The organism is Roseibium sp. ROS1 (genome assembly GCF_054658215.1).
The window spans coordinates 760796-781603 of record NZ_BAAGIG010000002.1; the positions used below are offsets into that span (position 1 = coordinate 760796).

The 20808-nt window shown below is 58.3% G+C and carries 22 protein-coding genes; 8 read left to right on the forward strand and 14 right to left on the reverse strand.

The annotated features are described in order from the left end of the window. Positions 1-33: 33 nt before the first annotated feature. Genes ACYQ6M_RS11705 through ACYQ6M_RS11715 form a run of 3 tightly spaced genes read left to right on the forward strand, consistent with a single transcriptional unit; the run spans position 34 to position 4843 of the window. Entirely contained in the window at positions 34-597 is a 564-nt protein-coding gene (locus tag ACYQ6M_RS11705; protein ID WP_023004031.1) for a TetR/AcrR family transcriptional regulator, read from the forward strand. A 13-nt stretch (positions 598-610) separates the two neighbouring features. Beyond that, complete coding sequence (locus ACYQ6M_RS11710; protein WP_460073927.1) at positions 611-1705, forward strand: efflux RND transporter periplasmic adaptor subunit; 1095 nt, start codon at positions 611-613, stop codon at positions 1703-1705. 33 nt (positions 1706-1738) lie between these two features. Continuing rightward, on the forward strand, positions 1739-4843 hold the full coding sequence (locus ACYQ6M_RS11715; protein ID WP_460073929.1) for an efflux RND transporter permease subunit: 3105 nt from the start codon (positions 1739-1741) through the stop codon (positions 4841-4843). 250 nt (positions 4844-5093) lie between these two features. On the opposite strand, the gene ACYQ6M_RS11720 is transcribed toward ACYQ6M_RS11715, so the two are convergent. The 3 genes from ACYQ6M_RS11720 to ACYQ6M_RS11730 all read right to left on the reverse strand — a co-directional run bounded on the left by ACYQ6M_RS11720 (position 5094) and on the right by ACYQ6M_RS11730 (position 6535). Beyond that, a complete protein-coding gene (locus ACYQ6M_RS11720) occupies positions 5094-5921 on the reverse strand; it encodes a bifunctional allantoicase/(S)-ureidoglycine aminohydrolase (RefSeq protein WP_460073931.1) in 828 nt (275 codons plus the stop codon). 192 nt (positions 5922-6113) lie between these two features. Then, positions 6114-6317: a hypothetical protein gene (locus tag ACYQ6M_RS11725; protein WP_055653717.1), complete on the reverse strand. Its 204-nt coding sequence runs from the start codon at positions 6315-6317 to the stop codon at positions 6114-6116. Between the two features lie 32 nt (positions 6318-6349). Beyond that, positions 6350-6535 (reverse strand): YdcH family protein, encoded by a 186-nt coding sequence (locus tag ACYQ6M_RS11730; protein WP_031270751.1) that lies wholly within the window; start codon positions 6533-6535, stop codon positions 6350-6352. 122 nt (positions 6536-6657) lie between these two features. On the opposite strand from ACYQ6M_RS11730, the gene ACYQ6M_RS11735 reads away from it, so the two are divergent. The 3 genes from ACYQ6M_RS11735 (at position 6658) to ACYQ6M_RS11745 (ending at position 9019) form a co-directional block, all read left to right on the forward strand. Continuing rightward, positions 6658-7587: a LysR substrate-binding domain-containing protein gene (locus tag ACYQ6M_RS11735; protein ID WP_460073934.1), complete on the forward strand. Its 930-nt coding sequence runs from the start codon at positions 6658-6660 to the stop codon at positions 7585-7587. A gap of 139 nt (positions 7588-7726) precedes the next feature. Continuing rightward, a complete protein-coding gene (locus ACYQ6M_RS11740) occupies positions 7727-8047 on the forward strand; it encodes an antibiotic biosynthesis monooxygenase family protein (protein ID WP_055653719.1) in 321 nt (106 codons plus the stop codon). Between the two features lie 126 nt (positions 8048-8173). Then, a complete protein-coding gene (locus ACYQ6M_RS11745; RefSeq protein ID WP_460073937.1) occupies positions 8174-9019 on the forward strand; it encodes a GNAT family N-acetyltransferase in 846 nt (281 codons plus the stop codon). Positions 9020-9033: 14 nt separating this feature from the next. Here ACYQ6M_RS11745 and ACYQ6M_RS11750 read toward each other — a convergent pair whose 3' ends face one another. The 3 genes from ACYQ6M_RS11750 to ACYQ6M_RS11760 all read right to left on the reverse strand — a co-directional run bounded on the left by ACYQ6M_RS11750 (position 9034) and on the right by ACYQ6M_RS11760 (position 11786). Next, positions 9034-10359 carry a GNAT family N-acetyltransferase gene (locus ACYQ6M_RS11750; protein WP_023004040.1) on the reverse strand — a complete coding sequence of 442 codons (1326 nt, stop codon included), beginning with the start codon at positions 10357-10359 and terminating at the stop codon, positions 9034-9036. Between the two features lie 91 nt (positions 10360-10450). Then, positions 10451-11230, reverse strand: a complete 780-nt coding sequence (locus tag ACYQ6M_RS11755) for a glycerophosphodiester phosphodiesterase family protein (RefSeq protein WP_023004041.1) — start codon at positions 11228-11230, stop codon at positions 10451-10453. 88 nt (positions 11231-11318) lie between these two features. Beyond that, positions 11319-11786, reverse strand: coding sequence for a RidA family protein (locus ACYQ6M_RS11760; protein ID WP_023004042.1), 468 nt, complete (start codon positions 11784-11786; stop codon positions 11319-11321). A gap of 276 nt (positions 11787-12062) precedes the next feature. Between ACYQ6M_RS11760 and ACYQ6M_RS11765 the strand changes: the two genes are divergently transcribed. Beyond that, the gene (locus ACYQ6M_RS11765) at positions 12063-12935 is read left to right on the forward strand and encodes a cell envelope integrity EipB family protein (protein ID WP_460073941.1); all 873 of its coding nucleotides are present in this window, start codon (positions 12063-12065) and stop codon (positions 12933-12935) included. Positions 12936-12977: 42 nt separating this feature from the next. Here ACYQ6M_RS11765 and ACYQ6M_RS11770 read toward each other — a convergent pair whose 3' ends face one another. From ACYQ6M_RS11770 to ACYQ6M_RS11780, 3 genes are read right to left on the reverse strand one after another with little or no spacing between them, the layout of a single operon-like run. After that, the gene (locus tag ACYQ6M_RS11770) at positions 12978-14291 is read right to left on the reverse strand and encodes a DNA polymerase IV (protein WP_460073944.1); all 1314 of its coding nucleotides are present in this window, start codon (positions 14289-14291) and stop codon (positions 12978-12980) included. A 34-nt stretch (positions 14292-14325) separates the two neighbouring features. Continuing rightward, complete coding sequence (locus ACYQ6M_RS11775) at positions 14326-15018, reverse strand: HAD family hydrolase (RefSeq protein WP_023004045.1); 693 nt, start codon at positions 15016-15018, stop codon at positions 14326-14328. Continuing rightward, the gene (locus tag ACYQ6M_RS11780; RefSeq protein ID WP_023004046.1) at positions 15011-15310 is read right to left on the reverse strand and encodes a DUF3572 domain-containing protein; all 300 of its coding nucleotides are present in this window, start codon (positions 15308-15310) and stop codon (positions 15011-15013) included. Before ACYQ6M_RS11780 ends, ACYQ6M_RS11775 begins: the two co-directional genes overlap by 8 nt. 137 nt (positions 15311-15447) lie before the next feature. Between ACYQ6M_RS11780 and ACYQ6M_RS11785 the strand changes: the two genes are divergently transcribed. Continuing rightward, positions 15448-15819 (forward strand): response regulator, encoded by a 372-nt coding sequence (locus ACYQ6M_RS11785; RefSeq protein ID WP_006934912.1) that lies wholly within the window; start codon positions 15448-15450, stop codon positions 15817-15819. 601 nt (positions 15820-16420) lie between these two features. Here the strand turns inward: ACYQ6M_RS11785 and rpmG are convergent. From rpmG to rnr, 5 genes are all read right to left on the reverse strand, one after another. Beyond that, positions 16421-16588, reverse strand: coding sequence for a 50S ribosomal protein L33 (rpmG, locus tag ACYQ6M_RS11790; RefSeq protein ID WP_023004047.1), 168 nt, complete (start codon positions 16586-16588; stop codon positions 16421-16423). A 156-nt stretch (positions 16589-16744) separates the two neighbouring features. Beyond that, on the reverse strand, positions 16745-17266 hold the full coding sequence (locus tag ACYQ6M_RS11795) for an AAA family ATPase (RefSeq protein ID WP_460073949.1): 522 nt from the start codon (positions 17264-17266) through the stop codon (positions 16745-16747). 59 nt (positions 17267-17325) lie between these two features. Further along, positions 17326-18072, reverse strand: coding sequence for an NUDIX hydrolase (locus tag ACYQ6M_RS11800; protein WP_023004049.1), 747 nt, complete (start codon positions 18070-18072; stop codon positions 17326-17328). Further along, on the reverse strand, positions 18069-18539 hold the full coding sequence (locus ACYQ6M_RS11805; protein ID WP_173017394.1) for a DUF983 domain-containing protein: 471 nt from the start codon (positions 18537-18539) through the stop codon (positions 18069-18071). The genes ACYQ6M_RS11800 and ACYQ6M_RS11805 overlap by 4 nt, the downstream gene beginning before the upstream one ends. Next, positions 18536-20788 carry a ribonuclease R gene (gene rnr / locus ACYQ6M_RS11810; RefSeq protein WP_062489011.1) on the reverse strand — a complete coding sequence of 751 codons (2253 nt, stop codon included), beginning with the start codon at positions 20786-20788 and terminating at the stop codon, positions 18536-18538. Before rnr ends, ACYQ6M_RS11805 begins: the two co-directional genes overlap by 4 nt. Between the last annotated feature and the right edge of the window lie 20 nt (positions 20789-20808).

Genomic DNA, 20808 nt, shown 5'->3' on the forward strand with positions numbered 1-20808 from the left:
AGCGCGAAACTGTACTGACTGGACGGTATAGAAATGGCCGCGCGTTCGACACGCAACTCGCATGAATCAAAATCGGAAATACTGAAGGCTGCACTCGAAGTCGTGAGACGCTCGGGAGCGCAAAGCCTCACCATGGATGCCGTGGCCGAGGAAAGCGGCTTTTCGAAAGGTGGGGTGCTCTATAACTTTCCCACCAAGGACGCGCTGATTACAGGCATGGTGGAATTCCTTGCGGGCCAGTTCGAAGCCGAAGTGTCCGCTGCGCGGGAGCGGAACCTTTCTTCCGAATGCCCGACCTTGAGCGCCATGATCGAAGTCACCGAAGGCTGGCTGAGCGAGCAGCGGGATCTTGCGCAGGCCATGCTGGCCACGAAAGCAGACCGTCCCGACCTGAGTGAACCCTTCATGGGCGTGAAATCCCGTATGAAGGCGGCCATCGAAGCCGAACTTTCCGACCGCGGCAAAGCCTGGGCAATCTGGGCGTGCCTGGAAGGTCTGCATTTCTCCGAGGCGCATTGCGTCACGATTTTCACAGATGAAGAACGCGCGCTGGTTTTTCAGGAACTGCGCAAGCGTCTGACCCAACTCCAAGACTAGAACGGAAGACCAAATGCTGGCACTTCACAAAGCCCCAATCCGCCGTTGGGTCGCCCTCCTGTTTGCTGTGGGGATGCTCGCAGCCTGCCAGGAAGACGCAGTTGATCCGGTTTCCGAAGCAGAAGCAAAGCTTCACGCCGCGCCGAGGCCTGCGAAGATCTTTACGGTGACAGACCAGATAGGTTTGCTGGAGCGGCGGTTCGCGGGCCGGGTTGCGGCGGTAAAGACCGTCGACTTGTCCTTTCAGGTGCCGGGCAAGCTTGTTGCGCTTCCGGTTCTGGAAAGCCAGCGCGTGAAAGAGGGCGACCTGATCGCCACGCTGGACACGACTGACTACGACCGTGCCGTCCGCGAGGCGACGATCAATGCCGAGCAGGCAAAGAGGGAACTCGACCGGCTGGAAACCCTGCGCGAACGCTCCGTGATCTCACAGTCCGCCTACGACGAGCAGAAGAACAAGCACGACCTTGCGCTTGAGACGTTGAAGGAAGCCAAGCAGAACCTCGAATACACCACGTTGAAAGCACCTTTCGACGGGATCGTCTCTGTACGACTGGTCGACAATTTCACCACGGTCAGTGTCGGCACACCGGTTGTGCGGCTTCACGATGTGTCGGAAGTGCAGGTGGACATCAACGTTGCCGAGGCGCTGTTCGGACGGGTATCTGAGTCTGAAGTGGCCTCGATCGAGGCAAGGTTCCCGGCCTATGGCGACAAGCTGTTTCCGCTGACCTACCGCGAGCATTCCAGCCAGGTCGACGATGTGGCGCAAACCTATCGTATCACCCTTGCCATGCCTCGCGACGGCGCAGAGCAGCTGTCACCCGGCATGACGGCTTCTGTCACCGTGAAGTTTCTGCCGGAAGGTCTGGAACTGGGAGAACAGTTCCTGGTGCCCTCAAGCGCAATTGCAGTCGACGGTGATGGCAGCGCCTACGTCTGGAAATTCGATGCCGACACGGGCGCCGTGTCCAAGAACCCGGTCGAAATCGGCACGGTTATGGGTGACTTCATTCCGGTCCGCTCCGGCCTGGACAAAGGCGATGACATCGTTTCCGCCGGCGTCGCCTATCTCAGCGACGGCCAGGTCGTGCGGCGTTTGAACTGATCCGGTTCCGGACAGGCAAGAGGATCAGAAACCTTGGATATTGCACGCTACTCCATTCAAAAGCCGGTCAACACCTGGATGATCGTGATCATGTCGCTTCTGGGCGGGCTCTGGGGCCTGTCTACCGTGGGGCGGCTGGAAGATCCTGCGTTCACCATCAAGCAGGCTCAGGTGATCACCAGCTATCCAGGCGCAACTGCGGCTGAAGTCGAAAACGAAATTACCGAAAACCTTGAAACGGCAATCCAGCAGATGCCGCAACTGGATCTGATCACATCCGTGTCGGAGCCCGGCTTGTCGCGCATCAGCGTCGAAATCAAGCCAACCTACGACGGCGAGGAATTGCCTCAGGTCTGGGACGAATTGCGGCGCAAGGTCAATGACGAGGTCCGGAACCTGCCGACAGGGGCGGGAACGCCGCTGGTCTATGACGATTTCGGCGATGTTTATGGCCTTTTCTACGCCTTCACTGCTGACGGTTATACCAACCGGGACATTCGCGACACGGTCAAGCGTATCCGACGCGAACTCTTGACGGTTCCCGGGGTCGGCAAGGTGGAAGTTGCCGGCGAACCGCAGGATGTCATCTACCTGAATGTCAATCAGGACAAGATGGCCGGGCTCGGCATCACCTTCACCGATGTGATCGGTGTGCTGGATGCGGAAAACCGTATCCAGACCAACGGGTCGGGTGTTTCAGGTGACAAACGCATTCGCCTCATGACGGCTTCCGCCTTTGACGACTTCCGCGGCATTCAGGATCTCGTCATCGGCAGGGCAGGGTCGACGGCAATGATCCGCCTGTCCGACATCGCGACGCTGGAGTTGGGCGAGCCGGAAAAGCCGGACAGGTTGATACGCCACGATGGCCATGCGGCAGTGACGATCGGCGTGTCCCAGGTCGATGGCACCAATATTGTCGAAGTCGGCGAACGGGTGATCGAGAAGCTTGCCGCCGTCGAAGCGCAATTGCCGGTCGGCATGCAGATCCATCCCATCTACGAGCAGAATATCGTGGTCGATGAATCCGTAAACGGCTTCATCATGAACCTTGCGGCCTCCGTCGTGATCGTGATCGGTGTTCTGGCGCTGTTCATGGGGTGGCGCGCGGCAATCGTGGTCGGCACTGTGCTTCTGTTGACCGTGATGGCGACCGTTCTGTTCATGCGCATCTTCGCTATCGAGATGGAGCGCATCTCGCTCGGTGCGCTTATCATTGCCATGGGCATGCTGGTGGACAACGCCATCGTGGTGGCGGAAGGCATGATGATCAACATGCAGCGTGGCCAGAAGGCGATTGAGGCAGCCAGCCGCGTCGTCGCTCAGACCATGTGGCCCCTGCTGGGGGCAACCGTCATCGGCATCATGGCATTTTCCGGCATCGGCCTGTCGCCGGATGCTACCGGTGAGTTTCTGTTCTCGTTGTTTGCCGTGATCGGGATATCGCTGCTGTTGTCGTGGGTCTTCGCGATCACTGTGACCCCGCTGTTCGGCAAGTACTTCTTCAGAACCGCCACCGGCAATCTGGACGATCATGACCCTTACAAGGGCCTTCTCTACAAGGCCTATCGCGGGATTCTGATCGGTTCCCTGCATGTCCGGCTGCTGACCGTTGCCGCACTTGTCGGGATCACGGTTATCTGTGTCATGGCCTTCGGCAACGTGAAGCAGGCCTTCTTTCCGGACAGCAACACACCGATCTTCTATGTCCATTACTGGTCACCCCAGGGAACCGATATCCGGTCGACTGAGGCGGACCTGAAGGAGATGGAGAAAATCGTCCTTTCGGATGAGCGGGTCGCAACCGTCACAAGCTTTGCGGGCGGTGGTGCAACGCGTTTCATGCTGACCTACGCACCGGAAGACGCCAACCCGGCCTATGGCCACATGATCATCCGGACGCATGATCGTGAAGAGATCGACATGCTGGCGCTTGAGTTGAGGGAGCAGTTCGCCGAACGTTTCCCGTCTGCTCAGATCATCACCAAGCGCCTGGTGTTTGGTCCCGGTGGCGGTGCCAAGATCGAGGCTCGGTTCTCCGGTCCGGATGCCGATGAGCTCAAGCGGCTCGGCAACGAGGCGCAGGCGATCTTCGCGATGCCTGACAACAAGCTTGCAGACGTCAACACAAACTGGCGCCAGCGCGAACTTGTCGTGCGGCCGATCTTCGATGAAGACCGCGCCCGAATTTCCGGCGTGACCCGCGAGGAGCTGTCGGTCGCCCTGCAGTTTTCGACTGAAGGCATTCGTGTCGGCTCCTATCGAGATGTCGACGAGAGCATTCCGATTGTCGCCCGCAAGGCCGAACAGAACGGCATCTCCGTCAACGAGAGCGTGTCGGACTCCCTGGTTCTGAGCAGCAATGAACGCCGCTATGTGCCGATCGAGCAGGTTGTGCGGGAATTCGTGATGGAGCCTCAGGATACGCTCATCCATCGCCGTGATCGCGTGCGCACGCTTACGGTGAAGGCTGAGACGACTGCGGGCGAAACCGCGACTGCTGCTCTTGCAAGGGTCCGTCCCCAAATCGAGGCCATCGAGCTGCCGCCGGGCTATGCGCTGGAGTGGGGCGGTGAATATGAAAGCACCAATGATGCGCAGGAATCTCTGGGTGCGCAGTTGCCGCTCGGTTTCCTGGTCATGCTGATCATCTCGATCCTGCTGTTCGGCTCCGTGCGGCAGCCGCTGATCATCTGGCTGATGGTGCCCATGTCGATCAATGGTGTTGCCATTGCCTTGCTGGCCACGGACACAGCCTTCGGCTTCATGTCGCTGCTCGGCTTCCTGTCCCTTTCCGGCATGCTGATCAAGAATGCCATCGTGCTTCTGGAAGAGATCGATCTTCTGATTGGCGAGGGCAGGGACAAGTACCAGGCAATCGTCGACGCAAGCGTCTCGCGTATGCGGCCAGTGATGCTGGCGGCGATCACTACCATCCTCGGCATGGCACCGCTCCTGTCGGATGCCTTCTTCCGGGGCATGGCAGTGACGATCATGGGCGGTCTGGCGTTTGCCACCGTGCTGACCCTGATTGCCGCACCCGTGCTCTATGCCCTGTTCTTCCGGGTTCGCCCGCCGAAGAAAGACAAGACGAAGGCGGAACCGTCAGTTCCGGCGGATGCCGTTCCGGCCAAGTAACCCTGGACGCAGTCACTCACGAACTTGAAAGGCGGCCTTCGAGCCGCCTTTTGTCTTTCTCTCAAATGACATCCCAACGCCAACCAACACCGGCCCCGATGGCTAGATCAGGGGACCCAACCCGTTACGCCAGGGAGTGCAGGAAACACGGAAATGCCGTTCCCGTTTCCGCTATGGCCTCCAGAGCCATCTAGTCTCGTGATATCAATATCTTGTCGACGTATCCGGACTCATTTTCTCAGTCTGCCTTTCAGCCGCGACTGAGTTTCATGTGCCGGTTGACATCCTTGTAGAGCAGATAGCGGAACTTGCCTGGCCCGCCGGCATAACAGGCTTGCGGGCAGAAGGCGCGCAGCCACATGTAGTCACCGGCTTCAACCTCGACCCAGTCCTGATTGAGCCTGTAGACGGCTTTGCCCTCCAGCACGTAAAGCCCGTGCTCCATCACATGGGTTTCGGCAAACGGGATAACGGCACCCGGTTCGAAGGTGACGATGGTCACATGCATGTCATGACGCAGGTCTTCCGGCGCGACGAAACGGGTGGTTGCCCACTTGCCGTCCGTCCCCGGCATTTCGGTCGGCTTGATCTGTTTTTCGTTCGTTACGAATGCATCCGGGGCAGCCAGTCCCTCGACTGCTTCATAGGCTTTCCGGATCCAGTGAAACCGGACTGGAGCATCGGCCGAATTTTCGACCGTCCAGGCACAACCGGCCGGTAGATAGGCGTATCCACCGTCTTCCAGTACGTGCACAGTCCCCTCGATTGTCAGTGTCAGTTTTCCTTGCACCACGAAGAGAACGGTTTCTGCATCGGCGTCCTGCTCCGGGTTCTTGCTGCCGCCGCCCGGCTGCACTTCCATGATGTATTGGGAGAAGGTCTCTGCAAATCCGGAGAGAGGGCGTGACAGCACCCAAAGCCGGGTCTTTTCCCAGAACGGCAGATAACTGGTGACGATGTCACGCATCGTTCCCTTCGGGATGACGGCATAAGCCTCCGTGAAGACGGCCCGGTCGGTCAGCAGCTGGGTTTGTGGCGGGTGACCGCCGCTTGGAGAGTAGTAGGGCGATGAGGTCATGCGGGTTTCCCTGAACCGTTGCCGAAACAGTGTTTCGAGCTGAATTAGAAAGCGCGGCTTACGGTAAGGCAACGAAAAAGAAAACCCGCCCGCGAGGCCTGCGGGCGGGATGTCCAGCTGGATGGTCAGCGTGGTCCGGATGGCGGAAATCCGGTTGGGGCCGGGAACCCGTCCTCTTTTCGGGACGTGGTTCTAACGTGCCGAGACCATCTCGCGCTGGACTGTGCTCCTTGCGGTCTTGACGTTGTCGAGCACCTTGGGGCAGGCGGCGCCCGACGTCTGTTTCTCGCGCAGGAACGAAGCCATGCGAGCATCGATATCCTTCAGGCGGGACTGTCTGGAAGGCGTGCGCTGCAGGGCCGCAAAGGGTGAAAAGAATGGCAGGAACGGATTCATTCAAAACCTCCCGATTGGCGTTGTGTTGTCGGTCAATAGACCAGCTGAGAGGAGCTCAGATTGGTCTCGATCCGGGTAATCTCATCCCGTAACCGAAGCTTGAATTTCTTCAACGACCGTATGTGCTGCGTATCCGGATAAGGGTGCATTTCCTCTCTGCGGATCAGGGAATCCAGGGTGTTGTGCTGGCTGCGCAGCGACTTCAGTCTGTTGTACATCGCCTGCTCCTCTTTCGTGGGCTGTGTCTTCGACACCCTTGATATGGATACGAGGAGGGAATAGATGAAATACATTGTTTCAATTGAATTGATAGAAATTTTCTATCATTCAGGGAGGCGACATGCGGTTTCGGCCATCGTCACGGCAGCTGGAGTATTTCGTTGCACTTGCAGAAACCTTGCACTTCGGCAGGGCTGCCTCTCGCTGCCACGTCTCGCAGCCGACGCTTTCAGCGCAATTCAAGCTGCTTGAAGAGCAACTTGGCTGCACCTTGCTGGAGCGCGGCAGTGGGGGGATCAGCCTGACGGCCTCCGGTGAGCGCCTGCTGCCGCTTGCACGGCGTACCCTCGAGAATCTCGACGAAATCGTGACTGTCGCCCAGGCAGGGCAATCCAATCTCGGCGGTCTGATCCGCCTTGGGGTCTCGCCCACATTCGGGCCGTATTTCATGCCCTACCTTTTGCCAATCCTGAAACGTGAATTTCCGCTTCTTGAGCTCTACATCCGCGAAGACAGGCCCAATCTCCTGGAAGAGGGACTGATGTCCGGTGCGCTCGACTGCATTCTGACACCGGATTTTGCGTCATCGGATCAGTGGACGGCACAGGTGCTGTGCCGGGAAAGCGTGTCACTTGCCGTGCCGAAGTCGCACCCCTTGGCTGGAGTCGAAGTGATCCCGGTGGATATGTTGCGCGGCGAGAAGCTGCTTGCACTCGGTCAGGGGTTTCGCCTCCACAACGATGTTCAGGCGTTGGCACATGCCGCGGGGGCGGACTTCCGGCAGGACTATGAAGGCACAAGCCTTGATGCCTTGCGCCAGATGGCTTCGATCGGCATGGGACTGGCACTCTTTCCCGCCGCTTACATTGCGTCCGAGTTCGGAAAGGAGCCGGATCTTCTTTTGAAGAAGATCGAGGGCTTGCCGATGCGCCGGACGATGTACCTCGTCTGGCGATGCGGGTCTTCCCGAACCACCCATTTCGAAAACCTGCTGTCACTTGCGCTCCAGGCGGTGAACAGCATGAAAGTTGAGGGTGTCGAGCCGGCCTGAAAGAGGCTCACAAAGGTAATTGGAAGCGTAAAGCCGTAAAGCAGAATGGATGGTACCCCGTGCCACGTAATCCTCCCCATATTGCCGGTCCGCTAAAAACGTGCCAGCCTCGGAGGTACCGGCGGAGGAGGAGAGCCCCATGCCTGAAATTTCAAGCGACCGCGATTGCCAGACCGTCATTACCACTTTCGAAATGACACCGGGCACATGCTACGACCTTCTGGACGAACTGAAGGACGCCTACGAGAATTTCATTAGCCATCAGCCGGGCTTCATTGGTGCCGGGTTGCATGTCAACGATGCTCAAACCCGTATCGCCAATTATTCGCAATGGCGCCGACGGGAGGATTTCCTGGCCATGTTGCGTTCACCGGAAATGCGTGAGCGGAACCGGCGTATCAGTTCATTGTGCAAGAGTTTCGAACCGGTGATGTACGACGTCGTGGACGCCTACGACTGACCTCACCTTCATGACAGAAATCGTGATGGCGCCGGTCATGAACGACCGGCGTTGCACATTGCTCCGGGCTCCTGGAACAGGGACCGGAGGTTCCTTGCGGACCTCCCGCATTATTCGGAAACTTCCATGTCCTACCAGATTGTCGATTGCCGCTCGTTTGGTGCTGACCAGCTGTGCGAGGCCTTGAACACTGCTTTCTCGGATTACGTCACGCCACTGCATCTGAGCGAGAAGGATTTCCGTGAGTTTCAGCGCCAGCGCGGGTTTTCGGCAGAGCATTCCTTCGTTGCTATGGCAGAGGAAGAGATTGCAGCCTTCTGGTTTTCGAGCTTGCCGAACTCCAGTTATGGCGACAGGGCCTATACGTTGTCCGTCGGGACCAGTCCTGCGCATCGTCGCAAAGGCTTGTCGAGAAAGCTCCTTGCAGCGGTCCTCGAAAAGCAGCTTGAGGTCGGTGCGAAAGGCCTGCAGCTTGAGGTCATCACGACAAACGAAAAGGCGGTTTCTGCTTATGAAGCCTTTGGCTTTCGCCGCGAAAGGACACTTGGTGTCTTTCGGCTCGTGAACAGCAAGGCGCAGGTCGGAGAGTGGGTGCTCGAGCGGATCGGCTTGAACGATCTTCCTGATGATACCGGTCCCTATTTCGATACCTTGCCGACCCCCCAGAACAGTATTGCCGGGCTTCGTGGTTTGAGCCCGGATATCCATCTTCTGGCTGTTCGTCAGGACGATGAAATTCTGGGGTGGGGGGCGAGTTTTGCCGATGGCGCGGTCGCGCAGATCGCCGTTCACAAGAACCATCGTCGCCAAGGCATTGGCCGAGCCTTGTTGCAGGGGCTGATGGAGGCCCTGGGCGGATCCGAACTACGGTTTGTCAACGTCGACACCGCTGCGCAAAGCGCCAACGCATTCCTGCGCCTGTCAGGTGCGGAAGAGCTGCTGCAACAATACGAAATGCGGCTTGATTGCTAAGTGCACACCAAGGTTCAGGTCTCTTGGTCGATCTTGCGGAATGGTGCGTGTTCGGCCAGCGCCTCGTTCTCGCGTTCGACGGCAAGGCGTTCGTGTTCCAGAAAATCGGCGACAGCCTGATGTAGCCCTTCATGGGCGATCCAGTGGGCGGAATAGGTTGTGGTCGGCAGATAGCCGCGCGCCAGCTTGTGGGCGCCTTGAGCGCCGGCTTCAACGCGCTTCAACTTGTTGGCGATGGCAAAGTCGATCGCCTGGTAGTAGCAGAGCTCGAAATGCAGGAACGGATGGTGCTCGGTGCAGCCCCAATGGCGCCCGAACAAGGTGTGCGAGCCGATGAAGTTGAGGGCACCGGCAATGTATTGGCCGTGCCGTTTGGCAAGAACCAGCAAGGTGCGGTCAGCCAGCCTCTCATTGATCAGCGAATAGAATTTTCTGTTCAGATAGGGGCGGCCCCACTTCCGTGAACCCGTGTCCATGTAGAATTTGTAGAAGGCGTCCCAATGGGCCTCGGTCAGATCGGACCCGGTAACCCATTCCACCTCAATGCCCTCTGCGCTCAGGGCTTCGCGCCGCTCTTTCTTGACGGCCTTGCGCTTGCGCGACGCCAGATCTGCCAGAAAGCCGTCGAAATTGTCGTAACCGTGGTTTTCCCAGTGAAACTGCTGATCGGTCCGTTGCAGATATCCTAGTTCACCCAGACTGTCCCATTCCGGTTTGGTCAGGAAAGTGGCATGCACGGATGAAGCCCCGGAACGCTGACACACCTGTACCAGACCGGCGGCAAGCGCTTGCAGGCCCGCTTCACGGTTGACACCGGCACCTGTCAGAAACCGGCGTCCGGTTGCCGGCGTGAAGGGCACGCTGATCTGAAGTTTCGGATAATAGTCACCGCCTGCACGGTAGAAGGCGTCGGCCCAACCGTGGTCGAACACATATTCGCCTTGCGAATGGCTCTTGAGATAAGCCGGCACGGCACCGAGGACCTCGCCGCCGCTATCTTCCAGCACCATGTGTCTGGGCAGCCAGCCTGTCGCTTCCGTTGCACATCCGGAAGCCTCCAGAGCCTCCAGAAAAGCGTGGGACAGAAACGGGTTGAAATCGATGTCCTCACCGGCAAATTCGGAACTGCCGCCAAGTGCCCCGGAAAGCTCTGCCAGCGCCTCGCATTTCGGGTCTTTCTTCAAGAGCCCCCGTCCGGAAAGCTGCCAGCCTGGATTGGCCACCTGATCCCAGTTGGAGGCAGTGACATCCTTCAAGGAAGACAGGATTCGCAAGGTCGCTGTCTGTCCGCCGTCATCTGTAGCCGGGGAGTTGCCGTCCGTGGACCGGGAGGAGGTCATGCGTCAGAAGAAACCAAAGATTGAAACCATACTCTTGATGTAGCGCTGGCATTTTGCAGTGCAAGAGGTTGATGTCGTGTAATGGTTATTTCTACAGGGAACGGGCTGCGCTCCTGTCCGGGTCAAAGCCCTCGAAAACGATCTGGTCTGCGTAGCGATCGGCCTTTTCACGTTGTTCGGTGGTCCTCACCGTCCAGGACATCAGTGGCACCTTGAACACAGAGCGCAGCAGACTGGGTCCGGCCTTTGGCAGGTCCTTGACACCGTAGGAAATGAAATGCGGGCGCGTGCGCGGTGCATGCAGGATGTGGCGCAGGATGAACCGGTCGACACGGCTGTAGCGGGCATAGTCAGGACCGGGCTCGGCGCCGTCGGCGACGATACCGCGCAGCACCGAGGCGTTGCGTGCCTTTGCTATGGACAACATGTCCGGATCGAATGACTTGATGCATGCAGGGCCCTTATAGCCCGCCACCTGGTCCGTCACGTGCCGGACAAAGTCCATTTGCGCATCACGGCGCATCAACGACTTGATCTCGACCACCAGCGGGACGCGGCCGTCGACAAGATCGAACAGGTCCTTCAGGAGCCAGAGCTTGTCTGTGCCGGTCTTCATGTGAATGCTGGTGAGCTCGGATGCGGCCAGATCGATAACCCTGCCGGTTCCCTCCGCAAGGCGCTCCAGCGTGTAGTCATGAAACACCAGAGCTTCGCCGTCTGCCGTTTCCTGAACATCCACCTCGATCGCGAAATTCTTGTCGATCGCATGCTGAATTGCGGTAGGCGTATTCTCGATGACGCCGTTGTCGGCATCGTGATAACCCCGATGGGCGATCGGGCGGGCGAAGATGGCTTCGAGTTCCGGTGTCATGGCGGGGGGCTCGTCAGGAAGGAAAATGCCTCACCGGCCGGTGTGGCTTCGGGAAGAGAGTGGGGGAGGCCAGGCTCCCCGCAATCAGTCAGTCTTCGATTTCGAAAATCGCTTCGATCTCGACAGCAGCACCGAAGGGCAGGGACGCGGCGCTGACGGCGGAGCGCGCATGGCGGCCCTTTTCGCCCATCGCCTCTACCAGGAAGTCGGAAGCGCCGTTGATGACCTGCGGCTGGTCGACGAATTCGGCCGTGGAGTTCACGAAGCCGACGATCTTCACCAGTCGGGCAACCTTGTCGAGATTTCCGGTGGCAGCCTTAGCCTGGGCAAGCAGGTTGATGGCGCACAGCTTGGCAGCGGCCTTGCCTTCGTCGATGCCCAGACCGTCACCCAGCTTGCCGGAGATCTGAAGCTTGCCGCCTGCCATCGGCAACTGGCCGGAAACGAACAGCTGATTGCCGGTCTGCAGGAAAGGCACATAGTTGGCCGCAGGTGCCGCCGCTTCCGGAAGGGTGATGCCAAGTTCGTTCAGCCGGGCTTCGATCGCGCTGCTCATGGGGGTCTCCAAGTTTGAGAGCTTTCGGCGTGTCTTGGCGTAATTCGTCACAGGTGACAAGGTCAAAATGGGGTGTGTACGGTAAAAGGAAACTGTGGAGGAGCTTGGTTTCGATTGCCACGGTCACCACTTGAGAAGGACGATTTGTGAAATAACAGGCCAGCGGGGCTTGGGGCATGGCTGCACATTCGCGGTGGCGGAATGTGCAGTTTGCCGCATAATGTGTGGAACCGGTCCAGGTGGCGTTTCCACCAGGACGAGAATGAGGTTTTTTTGATGCAATGCGTTCCGAAGTCAGTGTCCTCGACCGTTGGTGCGATCGTTTTGGCCGCCGCAGCTTTTGCGGTGTCTGGCGTGACCGACGCCGATGCGAGCGGCACTGTCGGCTTTAAACTCGTGCCCCATCGCGCCGTTTACGACATGAACCTGGGAGACAGCGAGGAGCAAGCCGGGATCGCGGGCCTCAACGGACGCATGGTCTACGATTTCTCCGGAAGCGCCTGCGAGGGCTACAGCGTAAACTTCCGCTTTGTCACCGAGTTCCAGAATACCGACGGTGGTTCACAGATCACTGATCTGCAGACGACTTCCTTCGAAGAGCCACGCGCCGAGAGCTACCAGTTCCTCTCCAAGACCTTTGTCGATCAGAAACTGGTCGAAGCGACCCGTGGAACGGCACGGAGCGGAAAGAAAGCACGTACTGTCGAACTGAAGGAACCTTCGGAAAAATCGCTGGAGATTGGCCGGGAAGTGCTGTTTCCGACGGAGCATCTTCTGACCATCATGAAGTCGGCCGAGGCGGGCATCCATTTTGTTGCAGCCGACATCTATGACGGCGCCGAAACCGGAGAAAAGGTTTATGCCACGACGACGGTGATCGGTGCCAAAGCCGTCAACGACGCAAAAACCGATGCTGACCACGTGGATGCACCGCTGTCCGGCAAGGGCTACTGGCCCGTTACCGTCGCCTACTTCGACCCGAGTGCCGAAGACGCAAGTGGAGAACTTCTGCCAGTCTATCAGCTGTCATTCTGGCTGTATGAAAACGGCATCAGCGGACACCTGAAGCTCGACTACGGCGATTTCACCATCCAAGGCAAGATGGCATCGCTGGAGCTTTACGATGAGACCGAGTGCCCGCAGCAGTAACCGGGCAAGACCGCTTCTTGAAATAATCGGGTGACAGGCGGACTACTTGTCACCCTGCTTCTTGGCTTCCTTCGCCGCGCGTGCTGCGTGCGTGAGGCCGAGTTCGACAGCTGACGTTCCGAACTTGTCCCGAAGGCGATCCACGGCCAGTTCCGCATTCTTCCGTCGTTCGGCCGACTGGTCGAGCAGGTCTCTCGGATCGGCTCGGTCCGCATTTTCCAGATCGCTGACCCCGATGCCGATAAGCCGGAAACGTCGGCCATCGGCTTCGATCTGAAGAAGATTTTCACCCGCGGCGTAGATCTTGTCGGCCAATTGGGTCGGATCGGAAAAATGCCTGGCGCGGGTGATCGTCTTGAAGTCGGCGGTTTTCAGTTTCAAGGTCACTCCGCGTCCTGAGAGTTCCGCCGTCTTGAGCCTCGCAGACACTTTCTCGGCCAGGTTTCTGAGAATGGGACGCAGGGTATCGAAACTCGAGATGTCGGTGAAGAAGGTGGTTTCCGCAGAAACGCTTTTTGCACCCCGTTCAGGAGTGACTTCACGGCTGTCGTCTCCATGCGAAAGGCGGGCCAGACGCAGGCCGATGGTGCCGTATCGGCGGGCGAGATCCGTCGCTTCCATTTCCTGCAGCTGTCCGATTGTCCGAATGCCGTCCCTCTCCAGTTTCTGCTGGAACACCTTGCCGACACCCCAGATACGGCCCACAGGCATGGCCGCCAGCACGTCTTCAGCTTCCGCCGCGCCGATGACGGAGAAACCACGCGGCTTTTCGAGATCGGACGCAAGTTTTGCCAGAAACTTGTTGGGGGCAAGGCCGACAGACGCCGATATGCCGATATCGGCTTCCATGTCGCGTATGAAGCCGGCGAGTGTTTCCGCCGGAGACTTCTTGTGCAGGCGTTCGGTGCCCGTCAGATCAAGAAAGGCTTCGTCGATGGACAAAGGCTCCACCAGGGGCGTGAGCGCACGCATGCGTTCACGGATCTCCTTGCCGACACTCGCGTATTTGGCCATGTCAGGCTTGATCACGATCGCTTGCGGGCAAGCCTCAAGCGCCTTGAACATGGGCATTGCGGACCGCACACCGTAAATGCGGGCGATGTAGCAGCATGTGGAAACCACCCCGCGCTGACCTCCGCCAACGATTACCGGCTGGTCCTGCAGCTCCGGATTGTCGCGTTTTTCGATCGAGGCATAAAAGGCGTCGCAATCAATGTGGGCAATGGCCAGCGTGTCGAGTTCCGGATGCTTGACCAGCCTCGGGCTCCCGCAGCGGGTGCACCTGGCTGCGGACGGGGCGAGGCGTGCACCGCAGTCTCGGCAAAGGGCACGTAAGGGCGGAACGGGTTGGGACACGGCGTTGGCAATCGGCTGCGGTGCGGATGGGCAATCAGCCGCTCTGCTGGTTTCGGTTCGAGCCCTGCAGAATAGCTCCGATAAAGGCGGCCGTCTCCTGCCAATCGCTGCTCAACAGATCGATGTAACCTGCCTTTTCAGTGGTCTGCAGAAATCTGGCGTCTGCGATGAACTGTATCTGGACAGCAGACGGCAGGGTCGCGTTCACGGAGGTATGGTTGGTCGGACTGTCGTCAATGAAGACAACCGGCTCCGGACGTCCACGAGACAGAGCTGCAACCGCACCACCTTTGGGACCGGAATTCGTCAGCAACGGAAAGGTGATACCGAGCCCGGTGAGCAGCTTTTCCCGCACTGGCTTGTTGTGACCTCCGGGCAGATTGGTCAGCAGGATAACGTCCCATTGCTGTGCAAGTGCATTGAGCGCATCGCCTGCACCGGGGACCATGTCCTGACGATGGCTGACCTCGTCGAAGAACTCCAGAAGCAGTCTGCGAACGTCGTCGGACGACAGAGGTTCACCGTTGTCCCGCCGACCAATATTGCCAGTCAGCCTGTACTCGTACTTCAGGAAAGCCAGGTCGCGAGCGTGAAGATAGTCTTCCAGATGAGCGATCAGATGCAAAATCACTTCATCTACATCGCAGATGATCAAAGGCCGGTTCGAAAACGGCAGTGCCTGGATCTGCGCAAGAACCTCGGGCAGCACCTGCGTCGGTTCAGGCATGGTCTTCGTCTCCGCCGGCAATTGCGTAGCGTGCAGCGGCCATCATCGTTGGCCGTATCCCGGCATTTTCACAAAAGGCAAGCAGCAGCGCTTCATCCATCATGTAGAACTCGAGCACACCGGCAAGAAACCCCGGTTCTCCCGCCGCTTCTCGAATCATTTCCGGTCCAATTCCAGAAAAAGCAAGAAACCTGCCGATCTGTTCCGGGTCACGACTGAGCTGGAGAAGAGCTTCAGTAGCAATTCCTTGTGCTTCTTCAACGGACAATGACTTGCTCTGTATATTTTTCATTGTGTTTTTTTGCCTTTCTGAAACGATTCCGGGTTAGAAGAAATTTAATGCGGACCGGGGAAGGGTTCTACCGCGGACTAAAATGTGCTGCGAAGATAAAATGGGACCGGCAAGAGGCCGGGTAAAGGGCCGGACATATGGCAAAATCCGTGTTGATCGTCGAAGACAACGAGCTGAACATGAAGCTGTTTCATGATCTGCTCGAAGCGCACGGCTATAATACATTGCAGACCCGGACCGGCATCGAAGCCTTGCAGTTGGCCCGTGAGCATCATCCCGATCTGATCCTGATGGATATTCAGCTGCCGGAAGTGTCGGGGTTGGAAGTCACGAAATGGATCAAGGAAGACGAGGATATCGCTTCCATCCCGGTTATCGCCGTGACCGCTTTCGCGATGAAGGGCGATGAGGAGCGTATCCGGCAGGGCGGGTGCGAAGCTTACATATCCAAGCCGATCTCCGTAGCGAAATTCCTGGAAACAGTTCGGGCATATCTCGGCGAAGCGTAACGGGCCGCCGCCGGTAGAACTGCGGCGGATAAAGATTTCTGCAAGGTTTCACGGTTGTTTGGCATGGCTGCGTGCAACCAATTCCTGCGAATCGCAAAACCTCGCGTTCACGCGCTCTTCATATTAAGGTTACGGATTTACTAAAACGGCATTGTTTCTGTGCATATTTTGCGGAAAATATTGCAATCAGGCAACATTCAGGTAGTGTGACCGCAGATTAGTGTTTTTCCTGATCGCCTCAATGACGTGGTAAAGAATGCCGTAGCGTCAAAACGGGCAATACAGTTTCCCCTCGGAGTGCTCAGGTCCGCCGCATCTCCTGGGTCCGTGGGGCAGGTCGGCAGGGAACCGGCCGATGAGTGGCCTCCTCGAATGCCGTGTTCCCGCCGACCACTAATCTTTCAACCGAAAATCAAGAAGCAGCACCAGCAGCAATGCTGAAGCTGCGTCGTCGTGCCTCTGCGTCCGCACAATAATCATTTGTGGAAACAGGTTTCACGACGCTGGCCTGCGCCGACAAAATTTCAAAATCACATTCGGCCACGCATGAAAAAACCCGCCGTTTCCGGCGGGTTCTTTAAAAATAATCAGGAACCAGATCTTACTTGATCTTGGTTTCCTTGAACTCGACGTGCTTCTTGGCAACCGGGTCGTATTTCTTTTTGACCATCTTCTCGGTCATCGTACGGGAGTTCTTCTTGGTGACATAGAAGAAGCCGGTGTCAGCCGTGGAGAGGAGCTTGATCTTGATTGTTGTCGCCTTGGCCATGGCCTTGGATCCTGTTCTCTGTTGTCGGGCAAAGAGTTCTTGCGGCCAGATGGCTGGCGATGAATCTGCCCCAATGTCTGAAATCAGCGCGCAAACTACTCATCGCAGCGCGAAAGTCAAGCACTTGCTATGGTTCAGCCGCCTTTTCGGACCATGTCAGCCATTCTGCCGCAGTGCTGTCAAAGCCTTCGTTATCGTATCAACCGATTGGCCCACGCTCAGGCTGGAACTATCCAGCTGGAGACATGGTTCCGTCCACGGTTCGTATTCATGACTTCGTACCTCAGACCACCGGGGCAGGGTCAGTCCGTCAATCTCGGTTTCCCTGCTTTCAACGCGCTTGCGGTGTTCGCGCTCATCCGAGCAGACAATCTCGACATTGAGCAGTGTCGCGCCGGTTGATTGAGCGGTCTCCCTCCACAATTGCCTGGATTCGGCAACCGGGTTGACCGTATCGGCAACGACGTTGTGACCAAGTTCCAGGTTTCCGGCAGCGATAGCAGCAAGGGCGAGGTAACCCGCGTCTTCAGCCGGATGAATGTTCAAGACACTGCGTTTGAGGGCAGCTTCAACCGCATCCACACGCAAAAGAAATGCGGGCAGCCGCCCGCTCAGATCCTTTGCTATCGTCGACTTGCCGACGCCGGGTAAACCGGAAAGGGCAATCAGGAAAGGCATAAGCCTGGACACACCTTTGTGTGTTGCAACGGCCGGCAATCCGCCAGGTACAGGTAACTTCAGAGCTCCTGCTTCACGAAACCGCCCTTGCGAAAGAAATAGTAGGGGACAGGCGTCGTCGGCGAAAGCTCAGGGTCTTTCGCCAGCCTGTCTTCCAGGTCGGTCAGGATCTTGTTGGTGATCATCGGCAGATCCTTCTGCCTCGCCTCTTCGAAAGTCAGCCAGGCACAGTCTTCCAGTTCGCCGGACGGGCCGGTTCCATCGGGCAACCTGTCGGCAATGGCGTCCGCCCAGACGGCCAGAAAACGGGTGTCGAAGCGTCGCGGGCGTTGCGGTGGGGTGATGGCCCTCGCAATCATCCGAAGGCCGCTCAGGTCGGGCTGTATGCCGCGCTCGGCAAATGCCTCGAAGCCGGTACCAAGGTGCAGGTGGTTGTTGTGTGCCTGACGGCCGATAAACAGCCCGGCCTCTTCATAGGTTTCCCGAATGGCGGCCAGGGCCAGCGCACGAACGCGCGCGGCAGACTTGGCGTTCTTCAGGTCCTGCGTAAGCTTTGCCTCGACGTCCGGATGATAGGGAAGCACGTCGGTCACACGGGAATCGGAGACATCCACTCTGCCACCAGGGAACACGAATTTTCCCGGCATGAAGGCATGGCGCATGTGACGACGGCCCATCAGCAGCTTCACGGAACCCCGATCGTCGCGGTCTAGAATGAGCAGCGTTGCGGCATCCTTGGGACGGATATACGGATAGTTTCCGGCTTTTTCGTCTTTTGCCAGCTGCTTTTCGAACGAACCGCTCATGTAACCCTTTCGGAAGGCACCGGAATGGGAGGCGTGTCGTCTTCCGCATCCGGGTCAAAACCATGCATGTAGAGCGCCCACTGCAGACCGATCAGCGCGCCTTTGATCGGTCGCAGAAGCGACAGCGACAGGATCAGCGTCAGCGGCACCCAGAGCGACATATGGATCCACAACGCGGGATGCCACAACACTTCCACGGCCAGAAGGCCGGGAACGATAATGTGGCCGACAATGGTGATTGTGAAATAGGGCGGGGCGTCGTCCGCGCGATGGTGATGGAACTCCTCACCGCAGACAGAGCAGGCATAGTGTGGCTGAAGGAAGCCATCGAACACCTTGCCTTTTCCGCAGTTCATGCACCGGTTGCCGGCACCGCGCAGCATGGCCTGAAGAACATTGCGCCGCGGTTTTTCGGATGCTGTTTCCGGCGATTCCAGTTTGTCGTGCAGTTCATACCGGACCGTCACGAAGATCTCCTTCGACCCTGTTTCTTCGGTGAGGCCTTGCTGCGTCCGCCCTTCGGCGGTCCACGCCGCACCTTCGGCGCGGCTTTCCGGATGCGTTTGCCGGCAATGCTGCCGTGGCTCAGCAGCTCGAATGTCAGTGCACCGGCAAAGGGGGCTGCTTCCACCAGCCGGACCTCCACTTGATCGCCAAGTTGGTAGGTCTCGCCGGTTTTGTCACCTATCAGGGCGTGCGACCCTTCGTCATAGCGATAATAATCGAGGCCGATTGTGGAGGCCGGTACGAAACCGTCGGCACCTGTGTCGGACAGGCGAACAAACATGCCGGACTTGACCACCCCTGCAATTCTGCCCTGAAAACTCGCGCCGATCTGGTCGCTCATCCAAAGGGCAATCAGACGGTCGATGGTGTCGCGTTCGGCAAGCATTGCCCGCCGTTCAGCGGCCGAGATTTCAGCGCCGATGGCCTCAAGCTTCGTCTCGATACCTTCCGGCAAGCCATCCTTGCCAAGCCCGAGCGCGGATATCAGCCCACGGTGCACGATCAGATCGGCATACCGGCGGATCGGTGAGGTGAAATGCGCGTATCGCCGCAGGTTCAAGCCGAAATGGCCGATGTTCTGCGGGGCGTATTCTGCCTGGGCCTGGCTGCGCAAGACCACCTCGTTGACGAGATTGGCCTGCGGCGTGTCCTTCACCTTGGCAAGTATGCCGTTGAAGGCGGAGGGGCGGAGACCACCGGAGGACGGCAGCTTGATGTTGATCGTCGACAGAAAGTCTTTCAGGCTTTCCAGCTTTTCCGGGGTCGAGGCATCGTGGATCCGGTAGAGCAGGGGCGTTTTCTTCTGCTCCAGCGTTTCGGCGGCTGCCACGTTCGCCTGGATCATGAATTCTTCGATCAGCTTGTGGGCGTCCAGACGCTCCGGAACATAGACATGATCGACAGTTCCATCCGGTTTCAGCTTGATCTTGCGTTCCGGCAGATCGAGTTCCAGCGGTTCGCGCGCCTCGCGTCCCTTCTTCAGCACGGCGTAAGCGGCCCATAGCGGCTTCAGGACGCCGTCGAGCAAGGTTTCGGTCTTCTCGTCTGTCGTGCCGTCAATCGCCTTCTGGGCCTGCAGATAGGAGAGTTTTGCCGCCGAACGCATCAGCACCCTGTGAAAGGTGTGCCCGGTCTTGCGTCCGGTCTTGTCGAACACCATTCGCACGCCAAGCGCCGGCTTGTCTTCCTTTTCCCGGAGCGAGCAGAGCTGGTTGGAAATTCGCTCCGGCAGCATCGGGATCACCCGGTCGGGAAAATAGACCGAGTTGCCGCGCAGGTTCGCTTCCCGGTCCATCGGAGAGCCGGGGGTGACGTAGTATGCGACATCCGCAATCGCCACATAGCAAATATAGCCGCCTTCGTTGGAAGGGTCCTCGTCCGCTTCGGCGTAGACGGCGTCGTCGTGGTCTTTTGCGTCGGGCGGGTCGATGGTGATCAGCGGCACCTGCCGCCAGTCCTCGCGCTTGCCGAGTTTCTCCACCGGCTTTGCGCTCTCGGCCTGCGCTTCTACAGCTGCCGGAAAGACATGCGGAATGCCATGCGATTGCAGGGCGATCTCCGAAACCGCCTTTTCCGAATTCATCGAGCCGAAGCGCTCAACCACCGACGCGACGGGATGGCCGTAGCGGCCGGAGCGCGTCACCTGAACGCTGACAAGATCTCCGTCCTCTGAGTCCTTGAGGTCACGCGGATCAATGTCGAGTTCCCGCTGCTTGCGGTCAATCGGTTCGAGATAGGGCGGGCGGGTGCCGTCACGCTTCCGCAGAATTCCGAGGATTGCACCCTGACGCTTTTCCAAAACGCGGATGACGCGGGCAACATGTTCTGTTTCGGGGCCGCTCTCAGCTTCGGTCAGGCGCACGAGTGCGCGGTCACCCAGGCCAGGTTGCGTCGCCTTGGTCTTGCCGGTCAGCACCAGAATTTTCGGCGGAGTGCCAGCCTCGTCGTCCCAGTCGACAGGGGTCGCAATCAGCTCACCGTCCCGGTCGCGTGCAATGAGATTGGCCACGAAAACCGGCGGCAGATCGCCAGGACGGATCATGCGCTTGTTGCGCTTTTCCATCAGGCCGTCGTCGGTCAGGTCCTTCAACATCTTTTTCAGATGGATGCGGGCCCCGCCGATAATACCGAAATGACGGGCAATCTCGCGCTTGCCCGCACGCCCGGGGTTATCTGCAACAAACGCGAGAATATCCTCGCGTGATGGCATTTCACCCGGAACCTTGGCGT

What these genes read in the sequence shown, in the direction of transcription:
- ACYQ6M_RS11705 (WP_023004031.1), top strand. Translation starts at nt 34, where the DNA reads ATGGCCGCGCGTTCGACACGCAACTCGCATGAATCAAAATCGGAAATA.
- ACYQ6M_RS11710 (WP_460073927.1), top strand. Translation starts at nt 611, where the DNA reads ATGCTGGCACTTCACAAAGCCCCAATCCGCCGTTGGGTCGCCCTCCTG.
- ACYQ6M_RS11720 (WP_460073931.1), bottom strand. Translation starts at nt 5,921, where the DNA reads ATGACCTCATCGCCCTACTACTCTCCAAGCGGCGGTCACCCGCCACAA.
- ACYQ6M_RS11725 (WP_055653717.1), bottom strand. Translation starts at nt 6,317, where the DNA reads ATGAATCCGTTCCTGCCATTCTTTTCACCCTTTGCGGCCCTGCAGCGC.
- ACYQ6M_RS11730 (WP_031270751.1), bottom strand. Translation starts at nt 6,535, where the DNA reads ATGTACAACAGACTGAAGTCGCTGCGCAGCCAGCACAACACCCTGGAT.
- ACYQ6M_RS11735 (WP_460073934.1), top strand. Translation starts at nt 6,658, where the DNA reads ATGCGGTTTCGGCCATCGTCACGGCAGCTGGAGTATTTCGTTGCACTT.
- ACYQ6M_RS11740 (WP_055653719.1), top strand. Translation starts at nt 7,727, where the DNA reads ATGCCTGAAATTTCAAGCGACCGCGATTGCCAGACCGTCATTACCACT.
- ACYQ6M_RS11745 (WP_460073937.1), top strand. Translation starts at nt 8,174, where the DNA reads ATGTCCTACCAGATTGTCGATTGCCGCTCGTTTGGTGCTGACCAGCTG.
- ACYQ6M_RS11750 (WP_023004040.1), bottom strand. Translation starts at nt 10,359, where the DNA reads ATGACCTCCTCCCGGTCCACGGACGGCAACTCCCCGGCTACAGATGAC.
- ACYQ6M_RS11755 (WP_023004041.1), bottom strand. Translation starts at nt 11,230, where the DNA reads ATGACACCGGAACTCGAAGCCATCTTCGCCCGCCCGATCGCCCATCGG.
- ACYQ6M_RS11760 (WP_023004042.1), bottom strand. Translation starts at nt 11,786, where the DNA reads ATGAGCAGCGCGATCGAAGCCCGGCTGAACGAACTTGGCATCACCCTT.
- ACYQ6M_RS11765 (WP_460073941.1), top strand. Translation starts at nt 12,063, where the DNA reads ATGCAATGCGTTCCGAAGTCAGTGTCCTCGACCGTTGGTGCGATCGTT.
- ACYQ6M_RS11775 (WP_023004045.1), bottom strand. Translation starts at nt 15,018, where the DNA reads ATGCCTGAACCGACGCAGGTGCTGCCCGAGGTTCTTGCGCAGATCCAG.
- ACYQ6M_RS11780 (WP_023004046.1), bottom strand. Translation starts at nt 15,310, where the DNA reads ATGAAAAATATACAGAGCAAGTCATTGTCCGTTGAAGAAGCACAAGGA.
- ACYQ6M_RS11785 (WP_006934912.1), top strand. Translation starts at nt 15,448, where the DNA reads ATGGCAAAATCCGTGTTGATCGTCGAAGACAACGAGCTGAACATGAAG.
- rpmG (WP_023004047.1), bottom strand. Translation starts at nt 16,588, where the DNA reads ATGGCCAAGGCGACAACAATCAAGATCAAGCTCCTCTCCACGGCTGAC.
- ACYQ6M_RS11795 (WP_460073949.1), bottom strand. Translation starts at nt 17,266, where the DNA reads ATGCCTTTCCTGATTGCCCTTTCCGGTTTACCCGGCGTCGGCAAGTCG.
- ACYQ6M_RS11800 (WP_023004049.1), bottom strand. Translation starts at nt 18,072, where the DNA reads ATGAGCGGTTCGTTCGAAAAGCAGCTGGCAAAAGACGAAAAAGCCGGA.
- rnr (WP_062489011.1), bottom strand. Translation starts at nt 20,788, where the DNA reads ATGCCATCACGCGAGGATATTCTCGCGTTTGTTGCAGATAACCCCGGG.